At 63.2% G+C, this 24,935-nt stretch carries 25 protein-coding genes; 12 read left to right on the top strand and 13 right to left on the bottom strand.

Annotated elements, in window-relative coordinates; all coding sequences use genetic code 11:
* Positions 1 to 514: 514 nt before the first annotated feature.
* Together ACZ5TH_RS02060 and ACZ5TH_RS02055 are read right to left on the bottom strand one after the other, a co-directional pair.
* Positions 515 to 1,189, bottom strand: a complete 675-nt coding sequence (locus ACZ5TH_RS02060) for a hypothetical protein (protein WP_449471507.1) — start codon at positions 1,187 to 1,189, stop codon at positions 515 to 517.
* A 157-nt stretch (positions 1,190 to 1,346) separates the two neighbouring features.
* Positions 1,347 to 1,784, bottom strand: a complete 438-nt coding sequence (locus ACZ5TH_RS02055) for a host attachment family protein (RefSeq protein ID WP_460987669.1) — start codon at positions 1,782 to 1,784, stop codon at positions 1,347 to 1,349.
* A gap of 90 nt (positions 1,785 to 1,874) precedes the next feature.
* Between ACZ5TH_RS02055 and serS the strand changes: the two genes are divergently transcribed.
* The 3 genes from serS (at position 1,875) to rimO (ending at position 5,799) form a co-directional block, all read left to right on the top strand.
* Complete coding sequence (gene serS, locus ACZ5TH_RS02050; RefSeq protein ID WP_449471504.1) at positions 1,875 to 3,152, top strand: serine--tRNA ligase; 1,278 nt, start codon at positions 1,875 to 1,877, stop codon at positions 3,150 to 3,152.
* Positions 3,153 to 3,313: 161 nt separating this feature from the next.
* Positions 3,314 to 4,363 (top strand): potassium channel family protein, encoded by a 1,050-nt coding sequence (locus tag ACZ5TH_RS02045; RefSeq protein ID WP_464794421.1) that lies wholly within the window; start codon positions 3,314 to 3,316, stop codon positions 4,361 to 4,363.
* 47 nt (positions 4,364 to 4,410) lie between these two features.
* Complete coding sequence (rimO, locus tag ACZ5TH_RS02040) at positions 4,411 to 5,799, top strand: 30S ribosomal protein S12 methylthiotransferase RimO (protein ID WP_464794420.1); 1,389 nt, start codon at positions 4,411 to 4,413, stop codon at positions 5,797 to 5,799.
* Here the strand turns inward: rimO and ACZ5TH_RS02035 are convergent.
* Both ACZ5TH_RS02035 and ACZ5TH_RS02030 read right to left on the bottom strand, forming a co-directional pair.
* On the bottom strand, positions 5,772 to 6,623 hold the full coding sequence (locus ACZ5TH_RS02035) for a DUF4163 domain-containing protein (RefSeq protein WP_464794419.1): 852 nt from the start codon (positions 6,621 to 6,623) through the stop codon (positions 5,772 to 5,774). The genes rimO and ACZ5TH_RS02035 overlap by 28 nt on opposite strands.
* Entirely contained in the window at positions 6,623 to 6,826 is a 204-nt protein-coding gene (locus ACZ5TH_RS02030; protein ID WP_460987665.1) for a hypothetical protein, read from the bottom strand. Before ACZ5TH_RS02030 ends, ACZ5TH_RS02035 begins: the two co-directional genes overlap by 1 nt.
* 141 nt (positions 6,827 to 6,967) lie before the next feature.
* On the opposite strand from ACZ5TH_RS02030, the gene ACZ5TH_RS02025 reads away from it, so the two are divergent.
* From ACZ5TH_RS02025 to argC, 4 genes are read left to right on the top strand one after another with little or no spacing between them, the layout of a single operon-like run.
* The gene (locus ACZ5TH_RS02025; RefSeq protein WP_464794418.1) at positions 6,968 to 8,371 is read left to right on the top strand and encodes a leucyl aminopeptidase family protein; all 1,404 of its coding nucleotides are present in this window, start codon (positions 6,968 to 6,970) and stop codon (positions 8,369 to 8,371) included.
* A gap of 54 nt (positions 8,372 to 8,425) precedes the next feature.
* Positions 8,426 to 8,833: a MarR family winged helix-turn-helix transcriptional regulator gene (locus ACZ5TH_RS02020; RefSeq protein ID WP_196225691.1), complete on the top strand. Its 408-nt coding sequence runs from the start codon at positions 8,426 to 8,428 to the stop codon at positions 8,831 to 8,833.
* Positions 8,793 to 9,701, top strand: coding sequence for a C40 family peptidase (locus tag ACZ5TH_RS02015; RefSeq protein WP_464794417.1), 909 nt, complete (start codon positions 8,793 to 8,795; stop codon positions 9,699 to 9,701). The genes ACZ5TH_RS02020 and ACZ5TH_RS02015 overlap by 41 nt, the downstream gene beginning before the upstream one ends.
* Positions 9,698 to 10,642 (top strand): N-acetyl-gamma-glutamyl-phosphate reductase, encoded by a 945-nt coding sequence (gene argC, locus ACZ5TH_RS02010; RefSeq protein WP_464794416.1) that lies wholly within the window; start codon positions 9,698 to 9,700, stop codon positions 10,640 to 10,642. Before ACZ5TH_RS02015 ends, argC begins: the two co-directional genes overlap by 4 nt.
* Positions 10,643 to 10,814: 172 nt before the next feature.
* Here argC and ACZ5TH_RS02005 read toward each other — a convergent pair whose 3' ends face one another.
* Positions 10,815 to 11,024, bottom strand: coding sequence for a hypothetical protein (locus ACZ5TH_RS02005; protein ID WP_196225688.1), 210 nt, complete (start codon positions 11,022 to 11,024; stop codon positions 10,815 to 10,817).
* Positions 11,025 to 11,264: 240 nt separating this feature from the next.
* On the opposite strand from ACZ5TH_RS02005, the gene ACZ5TH_RS02000 reads away from it, so the two are divergent.
* A complete protein-coding gene (locus tag ACZ5TH_RS02000) occupies positions 11,265 to 11,435 on the top strand; it encodes a hypothetical protein (protein WP_449471494.1) in 171 nt (56 codons plus the stop codon).
* A gap of 44 nt (positions 11,436 to 11,479) precedes the next feature.
* Positions 11,480 to 12,808, top strand: a complete 1,329-nt coding sequence (locus ACZ5TH_RS01995; RefSeq protein WP_464794415.1) for a PQQ-dependent sugar dehydrogenase — start codon at positions 11,480 to 11,482, stop codon at positions 12,806 to 12,808.
* Positions 12,809 to 13,025: 217 nt separating this feature from the next.
* Here the strand turns inward: ACZ5TH_RS01995 and ACZ5TH_RS01990 are convergent, their stop codons facing one another.
* Positions 13,026 to 13,844 carry an ATP-binding protein gene (locus tag ACZ5TH_RS01990; RefSeq protein ID WP_464772016.1) on the bottom strand — a complete coding sequence of 273 codons (819 nt, stop codon included), beginning with the start codon at positions 13,842 to 13,844 and terminating at the stop codon, positions 13,026 to 13,028.
* Between the two features lie 108 nt (positions 13,845 to 13,952).
* Here ACZ5TH_RS01990 and ACZ5TH_RS01985 point away from each other — a divergent pair, with 108 nt between their 5' ends.
* Positions 13,953 to 14,909, top strand: a complete 957-nt coding sequence (locus ACZ5TH_RS01985; RefSeq protein ID WP_464794414.1) for an L-threonylcarbamoyladenylate synthase — start codon at positions 13,953 to 13,955, stop codon at positions 14,907 to 14,909.
* Positions 14,910 to 15,194: 285 nt separating this feature from the next.
* Here the strand turns inward: ACZ5TH_RS01985 and ACZ5TH_RS01980 are convergent, their stop codons facing one another.
* From ACZ5TH_RS01980 to ACZ5TH_RS01950, 7 genes are all read right to left on the bottom strand, one after another.
* On the bottom strand, positions 15,195 to 15,461 hold the full coding sequence (locus ACZ5TH_RS01980) for a hypothetical protein (protein ID WP_464794413.1): 267 nt from the start codon (positions 15,459 to 15,461) through the stop codon (positions 15,195 to 15,197).
* Positions 15,462 to 15,671: 210 nt separating this feature from the next.
* On the bottom strand, positions 15,672 to 16,205 hold the full coding sequence (gene msrA / locus ACZ5TH_RS01975) for a peptide-methionine (S)-S-oxide reductase MsrA (protein ID WP_464794412.1): 534 nt from the start codon (positions 16,203 to 16,205) through the stop codon (positions 15,672 to 15,674).
* 42 nt (positions 16,206 to 16,247) lie between these two features.
* Positions 16,248 to 17,954: a long-chain-fatty-acid--CoA ligase gene (locus tag ACZ5TH_RS01970; RefSeq protein WP_464794411.1), complete on the bottom strand. Its 1,707-nt coding sequence runs from the start codon at positions 17,952 to 17,954 to the stop codon at positions 16,248 to 16,250.
* Between the two features lie 64 nt (positions 17,955 to 18,018).
* A complete protein-coding gene (locus ACZ5TH_RS01965) occupies positions 18,019 to 18,702 on the bottom strand; it encodes a DUF1013 domain-containing protein (RefSeq protein WP_460988174.1) in 684 nt (227 codons plus the stop codon).
* Positions 18,703 to 18,816: 114 nt separating this feature from the next.
* Complete coding sequence (locus ACZ5TH_RS01960) at positions 18,817 to 19,845, bottom strand: glycosyltransferase family 4 protein (protein ID WP_464794410.1); 1,029 nt, start codon at positions 19,843 to 19,845, stop codon at positions 18,817 to 18,819.
* Positions 19,845 to 20,705, bottom strand: a complete 861-nt coding sequence (locus tag ACZ5TH_RS01955; RefSeq protein WP_464794409.1) for a UDP-2,3-diacylglucosamine diphosphatase — start codon at positions 20,703 to 20,705, stop codon at positions 19,845 to 19,847. The genes ACZ5TH_RS01960 and ACZ5TH_RS01955 overlap by 1 nt, the downstream gene beginning before the upstream one ends.
* A gap of 327 nt (positions 20,706 to 21,032) precedes the next feature.
* Positions 21,033 to 22,037: an NAD(P)H-quinone oxidoreductase gene (locus tag ACZ5TH_RS01950; RefSeq protein WP_464794408.1), complete on the bottom strand. Its 1,005-nt coding sequence runs from the start codon at positions 22,035 to 22,037 to the stop codon at positions 21,033 to 21,035.
* Between the two features lie 101 nt (positions 22,038 to 22,138).
* Between ACZ5TH_RS01950 and ACZ5TH_RS01945 the strand changes: the two genes are divergently transcribed.
* Positions 22,139 to 22,336: a DUF1192 domain-containing protein gene (locus tag ACZ5TH_RS01945; protein WP_464794407.1), complete on the top strand. Its 198-nt coding sequence runs from the start codon at positions 22,139 to 22,141 to the stop codon at positions 22,334 to 22,336.
* Between the two features lie 156 nt (positions 22,337 to 22,492).
* Positions 22,493 to 24,811 (top strand): ATP-dependent Clp protease ATP-binding subunit ClpA, encoded by a 2,319-nt coding sequence (gene clpA, locus ACZ5TH_RS01940; protein ID WP_464794406.1) that lies wholly within the window; start codon positions 22,493 to 22,495, stop codon positions 24,809 to 24,811.
* The last annotated feature ends 124 nt before the right edge of the window (positions 24,812 to 24,935 follow it).

Genomic DNA, 24,935 nt, shown 5'->3' with positions numbered 1-24,935 from the left:
TTATGATTGACGGCGCCTAATAACGAGCGGCGCGGGGCGACACAAGCGCGCATTCAAGAGAGCGAGCCGGGCGGCGAGAATTTGCAACGGCTGACAGTGCCACGTCCCGACGATTTGCGCGCGCGATCGACGGCATCGACCACAAAGAATAACTCAAGCCCCGCCGTTAACTCCCTTTGTATCAAAACGAGACGTTAACCATGAAGATTGGCGCTGTTCTATATTCGCCACCAACTTATAGCCTATATTCAAGGTTAATGGCGTTGAAGTTTAGCGGTTATCTTGTCTTGTTACAGGGCAGGAAACAGCTTCCGGTCTCAGAAGGCAACTGACGCGGCCAGAAGCTTGAAGACGAACAAGAGTGGATAGCTATGTCGGTACGGATGGCACTGGCCAAATTATGCGCCTGCACATGCGGTGGCGCGATCATCGGCGGAGGCGCCGTCCATGTCGCCGAGACCGCCCGGCCGGCAGGGGTCCACAGCAACAAGAGCGTGAAGGCCGCGCCCAAGCGCTATGCCGTTCGCCCGGTCAAGCGCAAGGTGGTGAAGACGGTATCCTGCGCGCCGCAGACCGTGTCGGTGACGACGCATGCGGCGCCCATCCCCCTGCCCGCGCCGCTGGCTGCCGCTGAAATGCCGATCATGTCGGGCGGTGGCGGCGTTCCTGTGGTGATGGCGGGCGGCGGCGGCTTTGGCGGCGGCGGGTTCATCGGCGGCTTCTTCGGCGGCAGCGGTGGTGGCAGCAGCGGCGGCTCGGTGGTCATCTCATCGACCAGCAGCTCAACCGGGGGCATCAGCAGCTCGACCAGCTCCACGACGGGCGGCGTTTCGACTTCGACCGGCGGGGTATCGACCTCCACGGGCGGCGTGTCCACGTCCAGCGGGAATGTCTCTACCTCCAGCGGCAACGTGTCCACTTCGAGCGGGAATGTATCGACGTCGAGCGGCAACGTGACGAGCAGCTCGTCATCATCGACGTCCAGCTCAACCTCCTCTTCCACATCGTCCAGCACGTCCTCGTCCAGTTCGACGTCATCGAGCACTTCCTCGTCGACGTCGTCGAGCAGCTCGGGCGGTTCCACCAGCAGTGGCGGCCATGATGTGCCCGCGCCGCCGATGGTCCTGCTGTTCGGCGCGGGAGCGGTGGCGCTGATGGCGCGGCGGCGTTTTGCGGAGCGCAAGGCCAAGGTGGCTTGAAGGCTTTAGGGCTGGGATTTGGCCCGGCCTGAATGATGGCGCATCAGGTAGCCCGATAGACCGACGGGCCGATGCAGCCTTTCACGCGGGGGCGTGAGAAGGGGCGGCTCGTGGGGGAGCCGCCCCTTTTTTTTGCGGTCGATCGCGTCAGGCCTGCGCGATGATCTTCTCGATCTCCGGCACGGGGTGATTGGCGAGATCCTTGGCAATCTCGCCCACCAGGCGGCTTTGCACTTCCTTGTGATAATGTTTGCGCATGTGGCCGAGCGCGGTCGGCGGGGCGACGACGATGAGTTTTTCAAAGTCGTTGGCGAGCGCGCGCCGCCTGAGCAGGTCGGCTGCCTCCACGGCGAAGCGCGCCTCTTCCTGTTCATGATAATCGGTGTTGCCCATGGTGGCCTGCGCGCCCATTATATAGGGCGCACGGCCCGATAGGTCGGTGGATTGATCCCGATCCGCGGGATTTTCCTGCACCTTCACCGTTTCTGCTTCCAGATTGGGCGCCATGCGGTCGCCCTTGTTTCGGAAGAACAGCATCTTGCGACCGTCGGCAACCAGCACCATCGCGTCATGATCGATCCACATTCCCGGCTCCTTTCCTGTGACTTGCAGTCCCTAACGGACAGGGGCGCATAGGGTTGCGCGGCTGGTCGCGGAACGGCATAGGGCGGACCCATGCATGATATCCGTTTTATCCGCGAAAATCCCGCAGCTTTCGACGCTGGCCTTGCCCGCAGGGGCTTTGCGTCCTCGAGTGCGGACATATTGGCGCTGGATGAGCGAAGCCGGGCGATCAAGACGGAGTTGCAGCAGGGTCAGGCCCGCCGCAATGAAGCGAGCAAGGCGATCGGCGCGGCCATGGCGGCCAAGGACATGGAAAAGGCCGAGACGCTGAAGGCCGAAGTCGCGGCGCTCAAGGAAAGCATGCCCGCGCGGGAGGAGGAAGACCGGGAGGTGAGCGAGAAGCTGCACGCCCTGCTGTCCGCCATTCCCAACCTGCCCGCCGCCGATGTGCCCGAGGGTGCCGACGAAGCGGACAATGTCGAGGTGAGCCGGTGGGGCGAGCCCCGCGAATTTGGCTTCACGCCGCAGGATCATGCCGATTTCGGCCCGGCGCTGGGGCTGGACTTTGAGGGCGGCGCGGCTTTGTCGGGCGCGCGCTTTACGGCACTGCGTGGGCAGATGGCGCGGCTGCACCGGGCGCTGGCGCAGTTCATGCTGAATCGCCAGTCGGGCGAAAATGGCTATGAGGAAGTGAACCCACCGCTGCTGGTGCGGGACGAGGCGCTGTTCGGGACCGGGCAATTGCCGAAATTCGCCGAAGACCTGTTCCGAACCACGGACGGGCGCTGGCTGATCCCCACCGCCGAAGTCTCCCTCACCAATCTGGTGCGCGAGCAGATTGTCGACGTGGCGAGCCTACCGATGCGGTTGACGGCGCTGACCCCCTGTTTCCGGTCTGAGGCGGGATCGGCGGGGCGCGACACGCGCGGCTTCATTCGCCAGCATCAGTTCGAGAAAGTGGAGCTGATCGCGATCTGCAAGCCGGAAGAATCGGAGGCCGAGCATGAGCGCATGTGCGCGGCGGCCGAGGGCGTGTTGCAGGCGCTGGGGCTGCCCTATCGCAAGGTGCTGCTGTGTACCGGCGACATGGGCTTTGCGGCGGCGAAGACATTCGACCTGGAAGTGTGGTTGCCGAGCCAGCAGACCTATCGCGAGATCAGCTCCATTTCCAACTGCGGCGATTTTCAGGCGCGGCGGATGAATGCGCGGTTCAAGCCGGAGGGCGAGAAGCAGACGCGGTTCTTGCATACGCTGAACGGGTCCGGGCTGGCCGTGGGACGGACGCTGGTGGCGGTGCTGGAAAATTACCAGCAGGAGGATGGCAGCGTGATCGTGCCTGAGGCGTTGGCGCCTTATATGGGTGGGGTGACGCGGTTGGAGCCTCGGTGATTGTCGAGCGCTAGCCTTGTATCTCGTCACCCCAGCGAACGCTGGGGTCTCGGGCGAGGTTGTGCGACATCTCCTGAGATCCCAGCGTTGGCGGACGCCGCCCTACGGGTCGCTGGGATGACGGTGATGGGTTGGGATTTGGAGGGCTAAACGCGCACCCCATGAGGATCAATCCTGCCCGCCTTCCCCTGGCGCAAACCGGATTTCTGCGGCGGCGATCGTCCATGCCGATTTGGGCCGATCTGGTCTGGCGGGTGGGGCTGGTTTTTGGGCTGATCGCGCTGGTGCTGCTGATCCACTGGGTCGGGCGCGATGGGCTGAAGGACAATCTGGACGACCAGATCAGTTTCGTCGACGTGCTGTATTTCACGACCGTCACGGTAACGACGGTAGGCTATGGCGATATTGTGCCGGTCAGCCCGGAAGCGCGGCTGTTCGAAGCGCTGCTGGTGACGCCGATCCGGCTGTTCGTATGGCTGATCTTTCTGGGGACGGCCTATAATCTGTTTTTCCGCAACATCTTCTACAGGTGGCGCATGGCACGCATTCAGGCCGATCTGCATAATCATATCATCGTCACCGGATTTGGCACCAGCGGCGGCGAGGCGGTGCGGGAGCTGCTGGCGCGGGGTGTCGACCCGCGCGAGATCGTTGTGGTCGATCCGCAGGACAAGCCGCTGGTGGAGGCGGAAGATCTGGGCTGCAACGTGATGTGCGGCGATTCGACGCGGGACAAGACGCTGAAAGATGTGGCGATCAGCCGTGCGCGGGCGATGATCGTGTCGGCTGGGCGGGACGATACGTCGATTTTGATAACGCTGACGGCGCGGCATCTGGCCCCTCGCCTGCCGATCAGCATCGTCGTGCGGAACGAGGATAATGAGCTGCCCGCGCGGCAGGCGGGGGCGACGACGGTGATCAATCCGGTGAGCTTCGCCGGGCTGCTGCTGGCGGGGAGCACGAGCGGGCGGCATATCGCCGATTATATGGCGGACCTTGCCGCGTCAGGTGGCGCGGTGAAGCTGCATGAGCGGGCGGTGCTGGCGGAGGAGATTGGCGGGCCTTTGTCGGCGATCGGGACCGGGCTTGGCGTGCGAATCTATCGGGGTGAGCGGGTCATCGGCTTTTGGGAAGAAGGCGCGCAGAGACTCGAGCCGGGCGACCTTATCATCGAGATTGTTCAGGGGGATGGCGCAGGCGAGACGCGCTAATCGGGCTGATCTTTTGGGCGGGCGTGACATTTGGCGCGAAAATCCCTATGAGCGCGCCGATCATGGCAACCAAAATTCCTGAAGCGCCGAAGGTCGGCATGGTGTCGCTCGGCTGTCCCAAGAACCTGGTCGACAGCGAACGCATCCTGACCAAGCTGCGCTCCGACGGCTATCTGATGTCCGCCGACTATGCGGGCGCGGACGTGGTGCTGGTGAATACCTGCGGCTTCCTCGATTCGGCGAAGGAGGAATCGCTGGAGGCGATAGGCGAGGCGATCGCGGAAAATGGCCGGGTCATCGTCACGGGCTGCATGGGCGACGAGGCGGACGTGATCCGCGCCAAGTTCCCGCAGGTGCTGGCCGTTACGGGTGCGCATCAATATGAGCAGGTGGTGAATGCGGTGCATGACGCTTCGCCGCCGGTGCCCAATGCGTTCGTTGATCTGGTGCCTGAGGGTGGCCTGAAGCTGACGCCGCGGCATTATAGCTATTTGAAGATTTCGGAGGGCTGCAACCATCGCTGCTCCTTCTGCATCATTCCGTCGATCCGGGGCGATCTGGTATCGCGCAGGATCGATGCGGTGCTGCGCGAGGCGGAGAAGCTGGTGCATGCGGGCACGAAAGAACTGCTGGTGATCAGCCAGGATACGTCGGCCTATGGCGTCGATACCCGGCACGATCCGCGCCAGTGGAAGGGGCGCGAGGTGCGGGCGCATATGACCGACCTGGCGCGTGAGCTGGGGCAGTTGCGGACCAGCGAGGGCGTCGCGCCGTGGGTGCGGCTGCACTATGTCTATCCCTATCCGCATGTGGATCATGTCATTCCGCTGATGGCGGAAAAGCTGCTCACGCCCTATCTCGACATTCCGTTCCAGCATGCCTCGCCCACTGTGCTGAAGGCGATGAAGCGGCCCGCGAACGAGGCGAAGGTGCTGGATCGCATCCGCAAGTGGCGGAGCATCTGCCCGGATATCGCGATCCGCTCATCCTTCGTCGTGGGCTTCCCCGGCGAGACGGAGGCGGATTTCCAGTATCTGCTGGATTGGTTGGACGAGGCGCAGCTCGATCGCGTGGGCGCGTTCCGGTTCGAGCCCGTGGAGGGCGCGGCGGCGAATGAGCTGCCCGGCGCGGTGCCGGAAGAGGTCAAGGAAGAACGCTACCAGCGGATCATGGAGAAGACGGCTGCGATCAGCGCCGCCAAGTTGCAGGCGAAGGTCGGGCGCGTGCTGCCGGTGATCATCGATGAGGTTGGCGAACCCGACGAGGACGGATCGGTCGGCGCGACGGCGCGGAGTCAGGCTGATGCGCCGGAGATCGACGGGAATGTGTTCCTGCGTGACGTGGGCGAAGGGCGGAAGGCTGGCGACATCCTCGACGTGGTGATCGAGGATGCCGACGAGCATGATCTTTATGGCGCGCCCGCAAACGCGTCCTGATATTCGGTCTTGATCGTTTTCAGCATAGCGGCATCGACGGGCAGCGGGACTTCATAGGTCCCTTCCGAATAAGGCCCGGCGCTGTACGGCCCGACGACCACGACGATCCGGTCGATCAGCTTGCCGCCGCGTGAGGTGGGGACGAGGACTTCCTTCATCGGGTCGATGCATTGGGTGAAAAGATCGTCGCCGCGCATGATCGGCCCGCCCCGCTTTTTCGCGCGGGCCTTGTCGAGACCGTCGCAGAAGGAATCGTGGATCGCGGCGGCGAAGGTGGCGGGTGAGGTCATGAGGGCCTGGACGCTGGTTTCGCGCTTGCGCGGCTTGTCCCATAGTAGAACGTCATAGCCGGTCATGCCATGCGCGCCGCCGGTGTAAGTGTAGCGGCTGGAGCGGAGCGAGAGGAAGCGTGGCGTGTCGGCGGCTACGGTCCAGCGGGTCTCAAGACTGTGGGCGTGGAAGGGAAAGCCGGACTGCTGCGCCGATTTGCGGTCGTCCGCCGCCATCTTGAGCGCGTCGGCCTTTCCGCTTTCCATGTCCTTGCGCAATTTTTCGGCGATCTGCGGCACGGCGGAGGCTTGCGCAGGCCAGGCGTAGAGGAATTCCAGCAGGTCGGTCTTTTCAGCCTGTTGGAAAGGCTGGGACGGCAGCTTTGGCTGTTCCGCGCCCGCCATCCGGTTGACGAAATTGGCCGTGGCGACATCATTGCCGGTGTCAGCGACATTATCCGTTGCCTGGTCGCCAGCCGAGGGAGAACAGGCACAGAGAAAGAGGGCCAGTCCTGCGACCGGCCCTGCCTTCATTCGCATCGGTAAGCGCTGCATCAGTGCGGCTTGGCCGCCAGACAACGCTCGCTGATCGCCTTGCGGGCATAGCTGCTCTGAAGGACGGCGGCGGCGTTGGGCCAGCCTTCCGCGATCAGGGCTTGTTCGACTTGGTGCGCGCCATCGAACCGCCCGGTTTCGGCGAGTTGATAGGCACGCGCACGGAGCGCCTGCTGCCGCGCATTGTCGCCATGCATTACCATGTCTCTCTCCTTGCCAGTTTGCGTTGACATCAATCTAGACCCTTTGCCGGTCAGGGGCAAATGCGGGATGGCCGGGTCGAGGGGGCGACATCGCAAAAATGGGGCTTTCCAACCCCATCATCCTTGTCCAGAATCCTGCCCATGACCGATTATTCCGACCTGCTGAAAGCAGATAACAATCAGCCCGCTCATATGATCCAGATCGTCGACGCGGAAAGCTTCGAAAACTGGCTTTCCGCGCAGCCGCAGCGCGTCCGGACGATCGTCGCGGCGCAGAAGTTTGCGGGCAAGGGATATGAGCATGCGATCATTCCGGGAGATGATCCGTCGGACTGGTCGGTGGTCGCGGGGGTGGCGAATAAAGCGAAGTTCAGCAGCTGGTGCCTCGCCAAGCTGGCCGAGATATTGCCCGAGGGTCAATATCGGCTGGCGGAGGGGACGGCCGGGCCAGCCATGCTCGGCTGGCTGACGGCGCAATATCGGTTCGACCGCTATCGCCGCGATGAAAATAGCGCAGGGCCGCGCGTGCTGCTGACCAGCGAGGTTGCGCAGATCGACCCGGCGGTCAGGCTGGCGGAAGCGGTGGCGCTGGTGCGCGACCTCATCAACATTCCCGCTGGCGACATGGGGCCTCAACAGTTGGAGGAGGAAGCGGCGAAGGTCGCCGAAGCCTTTGGCGCGCGCTTCACGGTGACGAAGGGCGATCCGCTGGAGCAGGGTTTCCCGATGATCCATGCCGTGGGCCGAGCAGCGGGCAAGGACTTTGCCCCGCGCCTGATCGAATTGCGGTGGGGCGATGCCAAGCATCCGCGCGTCGCCATCATCGGCAAGGGCATCTGTTTCGACAGCGGCGGGTTGGACATCAAGCCATCGTCGGCCATGCGCCTGATGAAGAAGGATATGGGCGGCGCGGCCCATGCGATCGCGCTCGCTCGGTTGATCATGGGCGCGCGCCTGCCGGTACAACTGCACCTGCTGATCCCGGCGGCAGAAAATGCGGTGGGGGGCAATGCCTTCCGCCCCGGCGACATATTGCGCAGCCGCAAGGGGCTGACGGTGGAGATTGGCAATACCGATGCGGAAGGTCGGCTGGTGCTGGCCGATGCCTTGGCGCTGGCGGGCGAGGATGAGCCTGAACTCGTCATCGACTATGCGACGTTGACCGGCGCGGCGCGGGTGGCGGTGGGTCCCGACCTCCCTGCCCTCTTCACCAATGATGACGCATTGGCCGCCGAGATGGATGTAGCGGGCAGCGAAGTGGACGACCCGAGTTGGCGCCTGCCATTATGGGATGGCTATGCAGACATGCTGAAGTCGGACATCGCCGATATCAATAATGCGGGCGAAGGCGGCTTTGCGGGTGCGATCACCGCCGCGCTGTTCCTGAAGCGGTTCGTGCCGGACAAGGCGAAGTGGCTGCATCTCGACACCTTCGCCTGGCGGCCGTCGCCAAAGCCGGGGCGGCCAAAGGGCGGCGAGGCATTGGGCCTCCGCGCCGTTTTCCGCATGCTGGAACAACGTTATGAAAAATCAGGGCACAAATGACCTTTGGTACGGGGCCGTTACGCAACCGGATCGTGCATCGTGCGTTACGGGGGCATGGATGCCGCTTCTGCACAGGAACAGACGACTGAGCTGAACCGCCCAGGTCTGAAACAACTTGCCCAATGGATGCGCACGCTGGTCGATTATGTGCGATCCGGCAGGCCCGATCTTACCAACCGGCAAATGGCGTTGATGATGACCGTTTACATCAGCGCGGGGCCGCATACCGTGCGGGGACTCGCCGAGGCGCTGCATGTGTCGAAGCCGGTGATTACCCGCGCGCTGAACAAGCTTTCGGCGCTCGGATATCTTCGCCGGGAGCGGGATGCGGCCGATCGGCGTAATATTTTCATCACTCGCACCCCCAAAGGGGCGGAATTCCTTGACGCGTTTCACCATTTCATCGCAGGAACCGGCCGCGATGAACGCCACGACTTCAACTCCGCGGAACGCACCGCCTGAACGTATCCGGTTCAAACTAGACGGCCGCTCCGTCAAGCTGGACAGCCGCATCCACGCCGCACGCGGAGACCTGGCTGACCTGTCGCTGGCAGGGGTGCTGTTTTCCGCGCATTATGCCCGTTCGATTGAACTGACCTGCGTTGCGGCGGGCACGCCGCTGCTGTCCTCACCCGCCGTCACGGCTACGGCCGTCAGCGAATTGCTGCGCGGCGAAAGCTTCCATGCGCTGGACATGACCACGGACTGGGCCTGGGGCTTTTGCGGGCATGACGGCTATGTCGGCTATGTGCGGCGCGAGGCGCTGGACACGCATGAACAGACTAACCACCGGATTTTTGCTGGCACCGCGCCGCTATTCAGCGCGGCCGACATCAAGTCGCCCATTCGCGATTACTGGCCCGGCGGCGCGCTGTTCACCGGGCAGGCGGCGGACGGATTCGTCGCTTGTGCCGAAGGGTATGTGCATGAACGGCATGCCGTCAGCGCCGATGCGACGGAAAGCGATTGGGTCGCCGTGGCGCTGCGCTACCTTGGCCAGCCCTATGTGTGGGGCGGACGGGGCCATCGCGGTATCGACTGTTCGGGACTTGTGCAGGTCGCGCTGGGTCAGTGCGGGATCAAGGCACCGCGCGATACGGACTTGCAGCGGGAAGGCATCGGCAACCCCTTGCCCTCCGACGAGCCGTTGAAGCGCGGCGACTTCGTCTTTTTCCCCGGCCATGTCGGCATCATGACGGACGGCGAAAATCTGCTGCATGCCAATGCGCATTGGATGGCCGTGGTTGTTGAACCATTGGCGGATGTGGTCGCCCGGCTGACGGCGGACCATGCGGAACCGATAATTTCGCGGCGGAGGATCGGCGCGTGACCCACAAGATTTTCATCGACGGCGGCGTCGGCACCACGGGGCTGGAGATTGTCGAGCGGTTGGCCGGAAGGCCCGAGCTGTCCTTCATCACGCTGGACGAGGACAAGCGGAAGGATGCGGCGGCGCGGCGGGAGGCGTTGAACGCTGCCGACATCGTGATCCTGTGCCTGCCCGACGATGCCGCGCGGGAAGCGGTGGCGTTGATCGACAATGAGCGCACCCGCGTGATCGATGCGTCGACCGCGCATCGGGTTGCGGATGGATGGACCTATGGCTTTGCGGAGCTGGAGCCGGGGCACCGGAAAAAGCTGGCGAACGCGCGGTTCGTGTCCAATCCGGGGTGCTGGCCGACCGGCTTCCTGGCGCTGGTGCGGCCATTGGTGCTGGGCGGGTTGCTGCCTGCCGACTGGCCGGTGACGGTGTCGGGTGCGTCGGGCTATTCCGGCGGCGGCAAGGCGATGATCGCCGAGTTTGAGGGCGAAGGCGGCGCGCCGAGCGCTTTCCGGCCCTATGGGCTCAGCATGACGCACAAGCATATTCCGGAGATGCTGCGTTATTCGGGGCTGTCGCATCCGCCGATCTTTGCGCCTGCGGTGGCCAATGCCTATCGCGGCATGATCGTCGAAGTGCCGTTGCAGCTGCGCGCGATGGCGGAGGCGCCGAAGGTTGCGGACATTCATGCGGCGCTGGCTGAGGCTTATGCGGGATCGCCGATCGTGAGCGTTGCTTCGCTGGAGGACAGCGCGGCGATGGGTCAGGTCGCGATCGAGCATGTCGGCGCGACGGATCGGCTGGCGCTGTTCGTGTTCGGCAATGAGGATGCTGGTCAGGTGCGGCTGGTGGCGGCGCTCGACAATCTGGGCAAGGGCGCGGCCGGGGCCGCAGTGCAGAACCTCAACATATTGGCCGGGTTGCCCGAGACGGCTGGGTTGCGGCTTTAGGGCGCGCTCGCTGATAGTTTAAGCGCATCGTCCTGCACCCAAGCATCCGCATCTAGGCTCCTTTTCCGTCACCCCGGGCTTGACCCGGGGTCCCGCTGCCTGGGCGGTTTCAGATAAGAAGCGGGACCCCGGATCAAGTCCGGGGTGACGATCATTCTAGGATGATCAGGCTCTAATGAACCGTGCCGAGTGGCGCGTCGTAGGTAAGCAGCACGATCAGCCGCTCGATCTGACGCCAGTGGCAGAAATGGATATAGTTGCCGAGGTCGCGGCTGCGGTCGGCGCGCGCGGCGGCTTCATAGCCCGCATTGTCACCGAAGGCCGCCATCAGCTCCGCCGCGTCGTCATAGCTTTTGCGGTCGGAAAGATATGGCAACTGCATGTGAACCCCCGAAATTTCTCGCCGCGATGGAAACCAAGGGTTCAATTGCCGTGCCAGTTTCCCGCTTCCACGGGTAGCGGCGGCTTTCGAGGGTGAATGGCGCGTTAGCCAAGTCCCGTTGCGGTACAGTCGTCCTGCAACGGGACTGGGCTGTCTCTCGACGGGACTGGGCTGTCCCGCGACGGGGCGATCCGCAAAGGCTCTGGCCTTGGCGGGCGGGCCGTGGCAAGGGCGGTGCTGATGACCAATGGCAAGAAGAATCCGACCGGCGCGGGCGCCATCATCGCGCTGCTGATCCTGGGCGGCGCGATCATCGGCGGCATGATGGGCCAGCCGAGCGCGGGCCTGCTGACCGGCGCGGCGCTGGGGGGCATAATCGCGCTGCTGCTGTGGTTGCGCGAACGGGGCTGACGGCGCGCCTTGCCGCGCGAGAATTCGCAGCATAGACAGGCGGCATGAAGAAGCATCTGATCGCCATCACCCTTATCCTCCTGCTGATCGCCGGGGGCGTCATTTTCTATCTGGCGCAAGGGAATACGGCGCAGTTGGCGGCGGGTGAGGATGTGGGGAAAGAGCCGGTTTTCACTGCGCCCCGTAGCGAGCTGATCCCTACCATCAACGTGGCCGAAGTGAAGGTCTGGACGGCGGGCGAGAAGCCGGTGGCGGCGAAGGGCCTTGCCGTCGCGCGCTTTGCCGAGGGGCTGGCACATCCGCGATCGATGCTGGTTCTGCCCAATGGCGACATATTGGTGGCTGAGACGAACAGCCCGCCCCGCCCCTCCGGTGGGATCGTCGATCGGGTGATGACCTATTTGATGGACAAGGCTGGCGCGGGGGTGCCTTCGGCCAATCGCATCACCTTGCTGCGCGATGCGGATGGCGACGGGCGCGCGGAGGTGAAGACGGCATTCCTGACCGAGCTTAACTCGCCCTATGGCATGGCGCTGATCGATGGCACGCTCTACGTCGCCAATACCGACGCGCTGATGGCTTTCCCCTATAAGGAGGGCGAGACGCGGATCACCGCCAAGGGGCGCAAGATCCTGAACCTGCCCGCGAACGCGCCCAACATGCACTGGACCAAGAGCCTGGTGGCTGGCCCCACGGGGCTGCTCTATGTGGGTGTCGGGTCGAACAGCAATATCGCCGAAGACGGCCTGGATGGGGAGGCGAACCGCGCGGCGGTGCTGGAGGTCAATCCCAGGACCGGCGATTATCGCATTTACGCTTCGGGGCTGCGCAATCCGGTGGGGCTGGCTTTCGAGCCCAATAGCGGCGCTTTGTGGGGCGTGGTGAATGAGCGCGACATGCTGGGCAGCGATCTGGTGCCCGACTATCTGACGCGGGTGGAGTTTGGCGGCTTCTACGGCTGGCCGTGGAACTATTGGGGCGGTTATGAGGACCGCCGCGTCCAGCCGCAACGGCCGGAAGTGCGCGAATATACCAAGCGGCCGGACTATGCGCTGGGCAACCATGTCGCGCCGCTGGGGTTGGCCTTCGCCGACAAGGTGAAGATTGGCGGGGCGTTTACGAACGGCGCCTTTGTCGGACTGCATGGCAGCTGGAACCGCAAGCCTGCCGCCGGTTACAAGGTGGTGTTCGTGCCCTTCGAGGCGAATGGCGAGGTGGGCAAGGCCAAGCCTGTCGATGTGCTGACCGGCTTTCTGGATGCGAAGGGCGACGCGCGGGGGCGGCCTGTCGATGTGGCAGGCGACGCGAAGGGCGCGCTGCTGGTCAGCGACGATGTCGGCGGCGTCATCTGGCGGGTGACTGGCGCGAAGTGATTGAGAGCGTGATCGCATTACGCGGGCGCATCCGCATCAAGGCTCCTTTTCCGTCACCCCGGGCTTGACCCGGGGTCCCGCTGGCTGGGCGGCGTAAGATAAAAAGCGGGACCCCGGATCAAGTCCGGGGTGACGACAACTCTAACATGATCATGCTCATGAGCGATTTCCAAGCGCTCGGAACCGAGTGCTGGTCGAAATCGCGGCAAACAAAGGATCAGAGCGAACGGCCGTTGCGGCCCGCCAGTTCAACCACATATTGCCAGGCGACGCGGCCTGAACGGCTGCCGCGCTGGGTTGCCCACTGGATGGCCTCTAGCGGGTCGAAGCTGAGGCCGAGGCTGTTCGCATAGCCGGTGACGATGTCGACATAGGCCTGCTGGTCGATGGCGTGGAAGCCGAGGCTGAGGCCGAAGCGGTCGGACAGCGCCATCTTGTCATCGATCACGTCGCGCGGATTGACCGGGTCATCCTGCTCCGACAGGTGGCGCGGGACGATGTGGCGGCGGTTAGAGGTGACATAGAGGCGGACGTTGGCGGGTCGGGCCGCCGTGCCGCCCTGAAGCAATGAGCGCAGCGCGCGCGCGTCACCGACGCCATTTTCGTCGAACCCGAGATCGTCGAGGAAAAGGATGAAGGGGCGCTGCGTCGTGCGCAAAATGGAGAAGAGGCGCGGCAGGCTGTTCAGTTCATCGATCGCGCATTGCAGCAACGCGATGTCAGCGCCCTCCCGCTGGAGCCGGTCGATTACGGCGGCGACGACCGCGGACTTGCCCGTTCCGCGCGCGCCCCAAAGCAGCGCGTCATGCGCAGCGTGCCCTGCGGCGTGGCGGCGGGTGTTTTCGAGCAACGTCGCCTTTTGCGCGTCGATGCCGGTCAGAAGGTCGTAATTTACCGGAATGAAGGCATCCACGGCCTGAATCGCGGCGCCGTCCCAGACATAAGCGGGCGCGGCGGCGAGGTCGGCGGAAATGGCCGGTGGCGGCGCGATCCGTTCCAGCGCTTCGGCAATGCGGCTGAGAGTTTCCTTGTTCATGCGCCGGGCTTAATCCGCCTCCCCCGCCCCGGCAAGCCGCGTGGCCCTGTCATTCTTCTGTCGTAATGGACTTTTACTCTGCGGCGCTGGAGCTTATATCGCGGGGCCGTGACCATCCCAAATCCTGCCTATTCCACCCGGATCAGCCGCTATGGCGCCGAAGCCCTGCGCGAGGCCGCGCTGCTGATCCGCGCGGGTGAGCCGGTCGCGGTGCCGACAGAAACGGTCTATGGGCTGGCCGCCGACGCGACGGACGAAAGCGCGGTCGCGGCGATCTACAGCGCCAAGGGGCGGCCGAGCTTCAACCCGCTGATCGTGCATATTTCGGACAAGGAGATGGCAGAGCGGCTGGCGGTCTTTTCGCCCGTGGCGGACAAGCTGGCGGCGCGATTTTGGCCGGGCGCGCTGACCATGGTGCTGCCGGTGCGCGAAGACAGCGGCCTGTCATCGCTGGTGACGGCGGGCTTGCCGACGGTCGCCCTGCGCCTGCCCGCCCACCCAGCGATGCGCGCACTGATCCGGGAAAGCGGGCGACCACTCGCCGCGCCATCGGCCAATCGCAGCGGCGCGATCAGTCCGACGCGGGCGGAGCATGTGCTGGCCAGCCTGAATGGCAAGGTGCGGCTGATCCTGGATGAGGGGCCGACAAGCGAGGGGCTGGAGTCGACGATCGTCGCGCCTGAGGATGGCCGTATCCGACTGTTGCGACCGGGTCCGGTGACGGCGGCGATGCTGGAGCAGGCGACGGGCCTTCCGGTCGTGACGGGCGCGGCCGATGCGAAGATCGAGGCGCCGGGTCAGTTGGAAAGCCATTATGCGCCATCCAAGCCGGTGCGACTGAACGCGCTGCGGGCGGAGAAGGACGAATATCTGATCGGCTTTGGCCTGATGCCGTGCAATATCAATTTGAGTCCGGATGCCGATGTGCAGGAGGCTGCGGCCAATCTGTTCGCGGCGCTGCATGTCGCGGATGCGAGCGCGGCGACGCATATTGCGGTGGCGCCAATCCCGGATGTGGGGATTGGGGTGGCGATCAATGACCGGTTGCGGCGGGCGGCGGCTTAATTCGCGAAGCTGGAGTTTGGGTTAGCGCAGAGGCGCAGAGAGCGCAGAGATTTTTCTGGGGCCATTTGGCCCGTTCTCCAATCTCTGCGAATTGTGCGCCTCTGCGCGAAATCATTATGGCTGAGTATCTAGAGCCGAGTGCCTTTAATCTGAATCACTTAACCCGTTCGGGCTGAGCTTGTCGAAGCCCCTTACTTCTTAAAGAAAGAAGAGAAGCCCTTCGACAAGCTCAGGGCGAACGGAACTTAGGGTGTTGATACAAGGGCAGCGGAGTACCGCGCTTCCTCAATTACAATCCCGATAGCCAGCCCGTTTGCATTCGCGGCGGCGCTGTTCTTCGGCTTTCTTGCGGTCGCGCGCTTCCCTGGCCTCCTGCTTGCGCATGCGGCGGCCATAGTTGCGGTCGGATTCTTCCTGGCTGGTGGTGGCCCAATCTGCGGCCTGCGATCCGGCGCGCACCGGCAGGGTGGCTACGTCCAGCGCCGTCTTTGCGATGCAGCCCGGGAGGGTCAGCATTATTCCGGCGGCGGCGATCGTCGTGAATGGGCGCATGGATATTCCCCTGTGAACTGCTGGCGTGCTTGGCATGGTCAGGATTAACCTTAGCCTAAGCGGTATTGGTGGGTTGGGGGGAGGTGTGAGGTTTCTAGTGTTTGAAGGCCACCCCCTCCCCGTTCGGGCTGAGCTTGTCGAAGCCTCTTTCCCTTAAAAAAGAAGAGAAGCCCTTCGACAGGCTCAGGGCGAACGGAGGAGAGGATGGGATCAGCCCTCGATCCGCTCCGCAAATCCCTTGCGCAGTTTGGCGAGCTTGGGCGGGATGACCGCCATGCAATAGGGGTTACGGTCGCCGACGCGGTCCCAATATTTCTGGTGGTAATCCTCGGCGGGATACCAGGGGGCGTCCGGTTCGATCGTGGTGACGATCGGGTTGCCATGATCCAGTTGCGCGCGGGCGATGGCGGCTTTGGCTTCCGCTTCCTGCTCCCGCGAATGGGGGAAGATGGCGGAACGATATTGGCTGCCGATGTCGTTGCCCTGCCGGTTGAGCGTCGTGGGATCATGTGTCGCGAAGAAGATGTCGAGCAGGTCGCCATAGGAGATCACCTCCGGGTCAAAGGCGATGCGGATCGCTTCGGCATGGCCGGTCGCGCCGGAGCAGACCTGCTCATAGCTGGGATTGGGCAACTGACCGCCTAGATAGCCGCTTTCGACCGACCGGACGCCTTTCAAATTTTGATACACCGCCTCGGTGCACCAGAAGCAGCCACCTGCCAGCGTCGCGATTTGTTCGGCCATTCGCCTGTTCCTTATCCTGTGTGGGGAACAAGATAGTTATGTTCAGGCGGCCGTTCCAGCCTGCCCCGCGGCTGCCTCTGCCTTGGCGCGTTCTTCGGCGACCAGTTCCTTGCGCGACAGCTTGCCAACCAGCGTCTTGGGAAGGTTCAACCTGACCTCGACTTCGCAGACTTTTTCATGCTTTCCGAGTTGGGGGTTAAGCCATGCCTTCAGTGCCTCGCCATCTGTCTTCGCGCCTTCCTGAAGCGTGACGAACGCTTTGGGGGACTCGCCGCGATAGGGGTCGGGGATGCCGATAACGAGCGCCTCTTTCACGTCGGGGTGGTGGTAGAGCACCTCTTCCACCTGGCTGGGGAAAACCTTGAAGCCGCCGACCGCGATCATGTCCTTGAGCCGGTCGACGATCTTCACATAGCCGTCCGCGTCGATCAGGCCGACGTCGCCGGTGCGCAGCCAGCCATCGACGAAGACTTCCTTGTCCGCGTCGGGACGTTGCCAATAGCCCTTCATGATCTGGGGGCCGGCAAAGACCAGTTCGCCGGGCTCTCCGGGGGGCGGCGGCCGTGTCGGGTCCTCCCGATCCACGAGCTTTACGTGCGTTCCCGGGACGGGTTGACCCACGGTGCCGGGCTTGTTCAGTCCTTCATAGGGGTTGGAGCAGACGACCGGGCTGCTTTCGGTAAGGCCATAGCCTTCGCACAGCTTGGCGCCGGTGACGGCTTCGAACCGTTTCTTGAGTTCCAGCGGCAGCGGCGCGCCGCCCGAAATGCACAGGCGCAGCGAGGAGAAATCGATGTTCGGCGTCGCCGGATGATCGAGCAGCGCCTGGAACATGGTCGGGACGCCGGGCATTGACGTGGGGCTGGTTCGCTGAATGGCGGCGAGTACCTGTACGGCTTCGAACCGGGGCAGCATCACCATTTCGCCGCCGTTGAGGACCGTACGGTTAAGGACGCAGGTGTTGGCGAAGACATGGAAGAAGGGCAGGACCGCGAGGATGCGGTCGATGGCTTCGGGATGCGGATCGATGAGGCGTATCTGACGGGCATTGGCTGTCAGATTTTGATGGGTGAGCATTGCGCCCTTTGGCCGCCCGGTGGTGCCGCCGGTATATTGCAGCAGGGCGACGTCGTTGACCGGATCGATGGCAACTGGCGCGGGGTCTTCGCCGTGGCGCAGCAGGTCGGCATAGTTAGTGATGCGCGGGTCATGCGGGACCGGCGCGGTTTCCTTACGCTTGAAGAGGCGGAACAGCAGCGATTTCGCGGGTGGCAGCACCTCCGCGACGCAGCCGACGATCAGCCGTTCGAGGCTGCTATTGTCCAGCACTTCCTGCGCGGTGGGCAGCAACGCTTTGGCCGACAGGGTGAAGAGAATCTTGGTGCCGCTGTCCTCGACCTGATGTTCCAGTTCGGCAGCGGTGTAGAGGGGGGAGAAATTGACGACTGTCGCACCCGCCATCATCGCTCCATAATAGGCCGCGACATAATGGGGGACGTTGGGAAGGTAGAGGCCGACCCGGTCACCTTTTCGCACGCCCAGGTCCTGCAGCCCCTTCGCGACCCGGCGGATGACATGGAGCATGTCGCCATAGGTCGTCTTGCGGCCGAGGAAGTCGATCATCACGGCATCGGGATTGGTCGTCGCGCTGTCCACGACCATGTCCACCATCGACATGGGAGGGAAGGACTGATCCCAGGGGAAAGGATGATTATAATGGTCTTTCCAGACCGTCTCGATGCTCTCCATTAACGGAGATGTATGTCAGGCCCCTGCTTTACGCAAGCGTAAAGCAGGGCGCGTCAGGGCAAAATCAGACCTGGCCCTGATTGTTGCTGAACGGGTCGAGGATCGTGGCAACGCCCGAGATCAGCTCCGCCTCGCTCTTCAACGCTTGCTCGGCCCGGCGGGCAGCGTCGTCGCGCTCGCGGCGCAATTCCTCGATCAGTGCTTCGCGATCGCCGTCCAGGCGGGAGTCCGTCGGGGCTTCGATGCCGAGCTTCTTCGCAGCCTTCGTCACCAGCGCGTCCAGTTCCCGCTGCGAGCAGAGGCCCAGCGTCACCGGGTCCTTGGGCACGATGTTGGAGATGTTCCAGTGCGTGCGGTCACGGATGGCGGCGATGGTGGTGCGGGTGGTGCCGATCAGCTTGCCGATCGCGCCGTCCGAGATTTCCGGATGGTTGCGCAGGATCCAGGCGATGCCATCGGGCTTGTCCTGACGCTTGGAAACCGGCGTGTAGCGCGGGCCTTTCGTACGGCGGACGGGTTCAGGGCCTTTCAGCATCTTCAGCCGATAGTCGGGGTTGGATTCACCCTTGTGGATTTCCTCCATCGTGATTTCATGCGCGCGGACGGGGTCGCGGCCGGTATATTTGGTGCCCGCCGTGTCATCGGCGATCGCCTGCACTTCCAGGATATGCAGCCCGCAAAATTCCGCGATCTGATCAAAGCTGAGCGCGGTATTGTCGACCAGCCAGCTGGCTGTCGCATGGGGCATGAGAGGCTGGGACACGAGGATTCTCCGGCACTAAAAACAACAAGGGCCGCCCAAGCAGGGCGGCCACGCCCGTCCTGAGATAGTGCAAGAAGCCCCATGGAGCAAGGAAAAGCGTCAGGCCGCGCTGTCTCTGACGACGGGATCGATGCAGTGGAGGCCGGTCAGGAATTCGTCGGCGCTGCGTTCCCAGCTGAAGCTGCGGCCATGGGCGGCGCAGGCGGCACGATCGCAACGCAGCGCGGCAGCGATGGCGTCCTCCAGCCGTTCGGATAGCGCGCCGGTTTCGGGCGTCACGATGTCCACCGGCCCGCTGACCGGATAAGCGGCGACGGGGGCGCCGCATGCCAGCGCTTCGATCATGACGAGGCCGAATGTGTCGGTGCGACTGGGGAAGACAAACACATCGGCGCCGACATAGGCACCCGCCAGTTCCTGACCGAAAAGCGGGCCTAGGAAATGCGCGTCGGGATAGTCGCGTTCCAACTGGGTCCGCGCCGGGCCATCGCCGACGACCACCTTGCTGCCGGGGTGATCATTGGCAAGGAATGCCTCGAGATTCTTCTCGATAGCGACCCGGCCGACATAGAGCTGGATCGGGCGCGGGAGATTGGCGAATATCGCTGGCGGCCTTGCCTCGGCTGTGAAGGCGGAGAGGTCCACTCCCCTGCCCCATGGCCGCACCTGCGCCAATCCATGGGCGCGCAGTTGCTGCCGCACCGATCGGGTGGAGACCAGCACCGCCCGCGCCGGGCCATGAAACCAGCGAATGTAGGACCAGAACCAGCGCGCGGGCAGTCCTGTCCGGCGCGAGACATAGTCGGGAAAATGCGTGTGATAAGCAGTGGTGAATGGCACCCCGCCCCGCAGGCACCAGCGCCGCGCGGCAAGACAGAGCGGCCCTTCGGTCGCAAGATGGACGGCATCCGGTTCAAAGGCCGCGATCGCATCACCCACCACGCCGGATCGCACGAAGGCCAGGCGGATTTCGGGATAGGTCGGACAGGGGAAGGAGCCATAGAGATCGGGCGAGATGACCTTGACGGCGTGCCCCCGCGCCTCCAGCTCCGCCTGGATGGTCTGGAGCGTTCGGACGACGCCATTCACTTGAGGCGACCAGGCGTCGGTCACGATGACGATGCGCATCAGGCGGCTATCCTCACCTGATCGCCCACGGCGCGTGCCGCGACTTCATCAGCCCAATGCAGCACCTCCATACGGCCGTCAAAATGCTCGACAAGCGCGGTGCATCCCTCGACCCAATCGCCGTCATTATAATATTGGATGCCGCCGATCTCACGCATTTCGGCATTGTGGATGTGTCCGCAGACTACGCCATCGACGCCGCGTGCGCCCGCCTCATGCGAAACCACTTCTTCAAATCGGGAGATGAACTCGACGGCGTTCTTGACCTTGTGCTTGGCCATTTTGCTGAGCGACCAATAGGGCAGACCCATGCGCTGGCGCACCGCGTTCACCACGACGTTGAGCCGCATCAGCAAGCCGTAGGCGGCGTCTCCCACGAAGGCGAGCCAGCGATGGGCCAGCATGATCGTGTCGAACTCATCGCCGTGCAGGACAAGGAGCTTGCGGCCGTCCGCAGTCTCATGGATCGCCTTGCGCCTGATCTCGACCCCACCGAAGCTGAGGCCCGTGAACTGGCGGAACATCTCATCATGATTGCCGGGGATATAGACGACGCGAGTGCCGCGCTTGGCACGCTTCATGATGCGCCAGACCACGTCATTATGCGCGGCGGGCCAGTAGAAGCGCCTTTTGAGCCGCCAGCCGTCAATGATGTCGCCGACCAGATACATGGTCTCGCTGTCGACGCTGTCGAGAAAGTCGATCAGCAGCTTCGCATTGCAGCCGCGCGTGCCGAGATGGATGTCCGAAATCCAGACCGTGCGGTAACGGCGGCGCTTGCCGCCCTGTTCCGGCGTGTCGAAATGTTGAGCGCCTTCGTGCATGTCCGCCAGGAAAGGCAGGCGTGTGATGGCATTCATGATGCAACCCCTGGAGCTATTGTCCTCGGGACCGAATCCTTAGCGGCGCAATGTTACAATCCCGCAGCGAATGTGACGGAAATGCTACGGTTTACGGGGTTTTACGGCATCGCGAAATAGAAGTGATCGGCTGTTTTATAGCCATTGGCGGACATTCCAAATCATCCCTGCGCGAAGCGTGGGGAGGGGGACCAGCCGCAGGCTGGTGGAGGGGAAAATGGCACGACCTGTGAGATTTCCCCTCCACCATTCGCTTCGCGAACGGTCCCCCTCCCCATCTCACGATGGGGAGGATTAGCTATGACCGCAATCCACCCAAACAGGCCCTCAAACCGTCAGGACAATCTTGCCGAAATGCTCCCCCGCATCCATGCGCGCCTGTGCCCGCGCCGCTTCGGCCAAGGGGAAGCGCTGGTCCATCGCCGGACGGAGCCTGCCTTCCTCCACGAAGCTCCAGACCTCACGGATGATTTCGTCGGCCACCAGACTCTTGAAAGCGGAGGAGCGGGGCCGCAGCGTCGATCCGGTCAGCGTCAGCCGCCGTGTCATCACCGTGGGCAAGAAGATTTCCGCCTTCGCGCCACCCAGTACCGCGATCGACACATGGCGGCCATCTTCGGCAAGGCACTGCAAGTTTCGGGGCACATAGTCGCCGCCGACCATATCCAGAACCGCCTGCACGCCTTGACCAGCGGTAATGCGCTTCACCTCTTCGACAAAATCCTGGCCGCGATAATTGATGGCATGATGAGCGCCCCAAGCCTTCGCCTGCTCGCATTTCGCATCGCTGCCGCAGGTGACGATGATGGTGATATCAAAGAGGCGGCAGAGTGAAATCGCCATCGTGCCGATGCCGCTGGTCCCACCATGCACCAGCACCGTGTCGCCTCCGACGACATAGGCACGCTCGAACAGGTTGGTCCAGACGGTGAAGAGCGTTTCGGGCAATGCCGCCGCCTCGACAATGTCATAGCTGTCCGGCACGGGAAGGCATTGCCCCGCTGGCGCAACCGCATATTCGGCATAGCCGCCGCCGGTGAGCAAGGCGCATACGCGCTGCCCGATCAGTTGTTCCGCGCTGCCGCCGGCCGCAACGATCGTGCCGGAAACCTCCAGCCCCGGAATGTCGGACGCTCCAGGGGGCGGCGGATATTTGCCCTGCCGCTGCAACACATCGGGCCGGTTCACGCCTGCGGCGGCGACCCGGATCAACACTTCATCCGCTGCGGGGGCAGGAACCGGACGACGCTCAACCACCAGAGCTTCGGGGCCGCCGGGCGATGGAATGGCAATCGCCATCATTTCATCAGGCAGTGCCGCTTCAAACCCCATGATGGCCAATCCCCCGCAATAATCTGGCACCGCGGCTGAAAATCACAAGCGGCTTAAGGGCCTTATTGACAGAGGCGCCCCGGCGGTCAACATTGGCATTCATGGACATGGACGACGATCTGCCTCGCAAGATTGATGATCCGCTGGCCCAACTGCTTCGACAGGATTTGGGTCCCTTATCCCTTGCCGATCTGGAAGAGCGCATCACGGCGCTGGAGGGTGAAATCGCCCGAACCAGATCAAAGATTGAAAGCGCCGTTAACCACAAATCAAGTGCTGAGGCGTTATTCAAGCGATGAACCCGCGCCCCGCCCCCTGCGGCCCTGAAATGGGCTTCACCGGGTACGGGCAGTCTCGCAATTCCGGCGATCAGGGACCCCTCCTTGATCCGCCGTCGAGCAATGCCGACATATGGTTCAAGTCAGCCCCTCTTTGGGGCCAGGAGTAGAATAGAAATGCCATCTTTCGCACCCGCCCTTGAAACCACGTTGCACAACGCGCTGACCCATGCGTCGGAACGCCGCCATGAATATGCGACGCTGGAGCATCTGCTCCTCGCGCTGATTGATGACGAGCATGCTTCGAAGGTGATGCAGGCGTGCGGTGTAGAGCTTGGCGAGCTTGGCGACGCCGTCACCCAATATCTCGACAGTGAACTCGACAGCCTGAAGGTGGAAGGGTCCAGCGACCCCTCGCCAACCAGCGGCTTCCAGCGCGTCGTCCAACGCGCCATCCTGCACGTGCAATCTTCCGGCAAGGATGAAGTGACGGGAGCCAATGTGCTCGTCGCGCTTTTTTCCGAGCGGGAGAGCTACGCCGTCTATTTCCTACAGCAACAGGATATGAGCCGACTGGATGCCGTAAGCTACATCAGCCACGGCGTCGGCAAGGGTACTGCCGTTCCGGAGCAAGGCGCCGCAAAGGGCGCTCCGGAAGAGGAAAAGAAGGCGCAGGACAGCAAGGGCAAGAAGGACAGTGCCTTGGAGCAGTTCACGGTCAACCTCAATGAGAAGGCGATGCGGGGCAAGGTTGACCCGCTGATCGGCCGCAGCGCCGAAGTCGACCGGACGATCCAGATCCTGTGCCGCAGGTCGAAGAACAACCCGCTCTATGTGGGCGATCCGGGCGTGGGCAAGACCGCGATTGCGGAAGGGCTTGCGCGCAAGATCGTCGAGGGCGATGTTCCAGACGTACTCAAGGAAGCGGTGATCTACTCGCTCGACATGGGCGCGCTGCTGGCTGGCACCCGTTATCGCGGCGATTTCGAAGAACGGCTGAAGGCGGTCGTCACCGAGCTGGAGAAGATGCCGCATGCGGTTCTCTTCATCGACGAAATCCACACCGTGATCGGCGCTGGCGCAACCAGCGGCGGGGCGATGGATGCGTCCAATCTGCTCAAGCCTGCTCTGTCAGGCGGCACGATCCGCTGCATCGGTTCGACCACCTACAAGGAGTTCCGCAACCATTTCGAGAAGGACCGCGCCCTGCTGCGCCGGTTCCAGAAGATCGACGTCAACGAACCGACCATCGAGGACACGATCAAGATTCTCGCCGGGCTGCGCAGCGCCTTCGAAGAGCATCACAACGTCAAATACACCCCCGACGCGATCAAGGCGGCGGTGGAGCTGTCGGCGCGCTACATCAACGACCGCAAGCTGCCGGACAAGGCGATCGACGTGATCGACGAAGTCGGCGCGATGCAGATGCTGGTGGTGCCCAGCAAGCGCAAGAAGACGATCACGCCCAAGGAGATCGAGCAGGTCATCGCGACCATGGCGCGCATTCCTCCCAAGACCGTCTCGGCCGACGACAAGTCGGTGCTGGGTTCGCTCGACACCGATCTCAAGCGCGTCGTCTTCGGCCAGAACCGGGCGATCGAGATATTGTCCTCCGCGATAAAGCTGTCGCGGGCGGGCCTGCGCGATCCGGAAAAGCCGATCGGCAGCTATCTCTTCTCCGGCCCCACGGGCGTCGGCAAGACGGAGGTGGCCCGCCAGCTCGCCAATCTGCTCGGCATCCCGCTCCAGCGGTTCGACATGTCGGAATATATGGAGCGGCACTCGGTCAGCCGCCTGATCGGTGCGCCTCCGGGCTATGTCGGCTATGACCAGGGCGGTCTGTTGACCGATGCGGTCGATCAGAATCCGCACAGCGTCCTGCTGCTGGACGAGATCGAAAAAGCGCATCCCGACCTGTTCAACATCCTGTTGCAGGTCATGGATAATGGCCGCCTGACCGATCACCACGGCAAGACGGTGGATTTCCGCAATACCATCCTCATCATGACCACCAATGCCGGTGCGTCGGACATGGCAAAGGAAAGCATCGGCTTTGGCGAACTGACCCGCGACGATGTGCAGGAGGATGCGGTGAAGAAGCTCTTCACCCCCGAATTCCGTAACCGTCTCGATGCCATCGTCCCCTTCGGCTATCTGCCGCCGGAGATCGTGGCGCGGGTCATCGACAAGTTCGTGCTCCAGCTCGAACTGCAACTGGCCGACCGCGACGTCCACATCACGCTGGACGACGATGCCAAGGGCTGGTTGACCAAGAAGGGCTATGACAAGCTCTACGGTGCCCGTCCGATGGGCCGCCTGATGCAGGAAAAGATCAAGCAGCCGCTGGCGGAGGAACTGCTGTTCGGAAAGCTCGTCCATGGCGGCGAGGTTCACGTCCGACTGAAGGACGAGGCGCTGGCTTTTGAAATCACCCCGGCCGCTCCGAAAAAGGGCAAGAAGGGTGGCAAGGCGAAGCCTGCGGAATCGGCCAAGTAAGCAGGCCGAGGCACGAGATATGAAAGGGCGGCTCCCACGGCCGCCCTTTGTTTTTGGGCAAAGCCTGCGAGCGTCAGGAGGATCGCATCCCCCCTCCCGCAAGCGGGAGGGGTTAGGGGGTGGG

Source organism: Sphingobium sp. TomTYG73 (genome assembly GCF_055394245.1).
The sequence above is the reverse complement of the archived record's forward strand: the minus strand, read 5'-3'. Positions and strand labels throughout refer to the sequence as shown.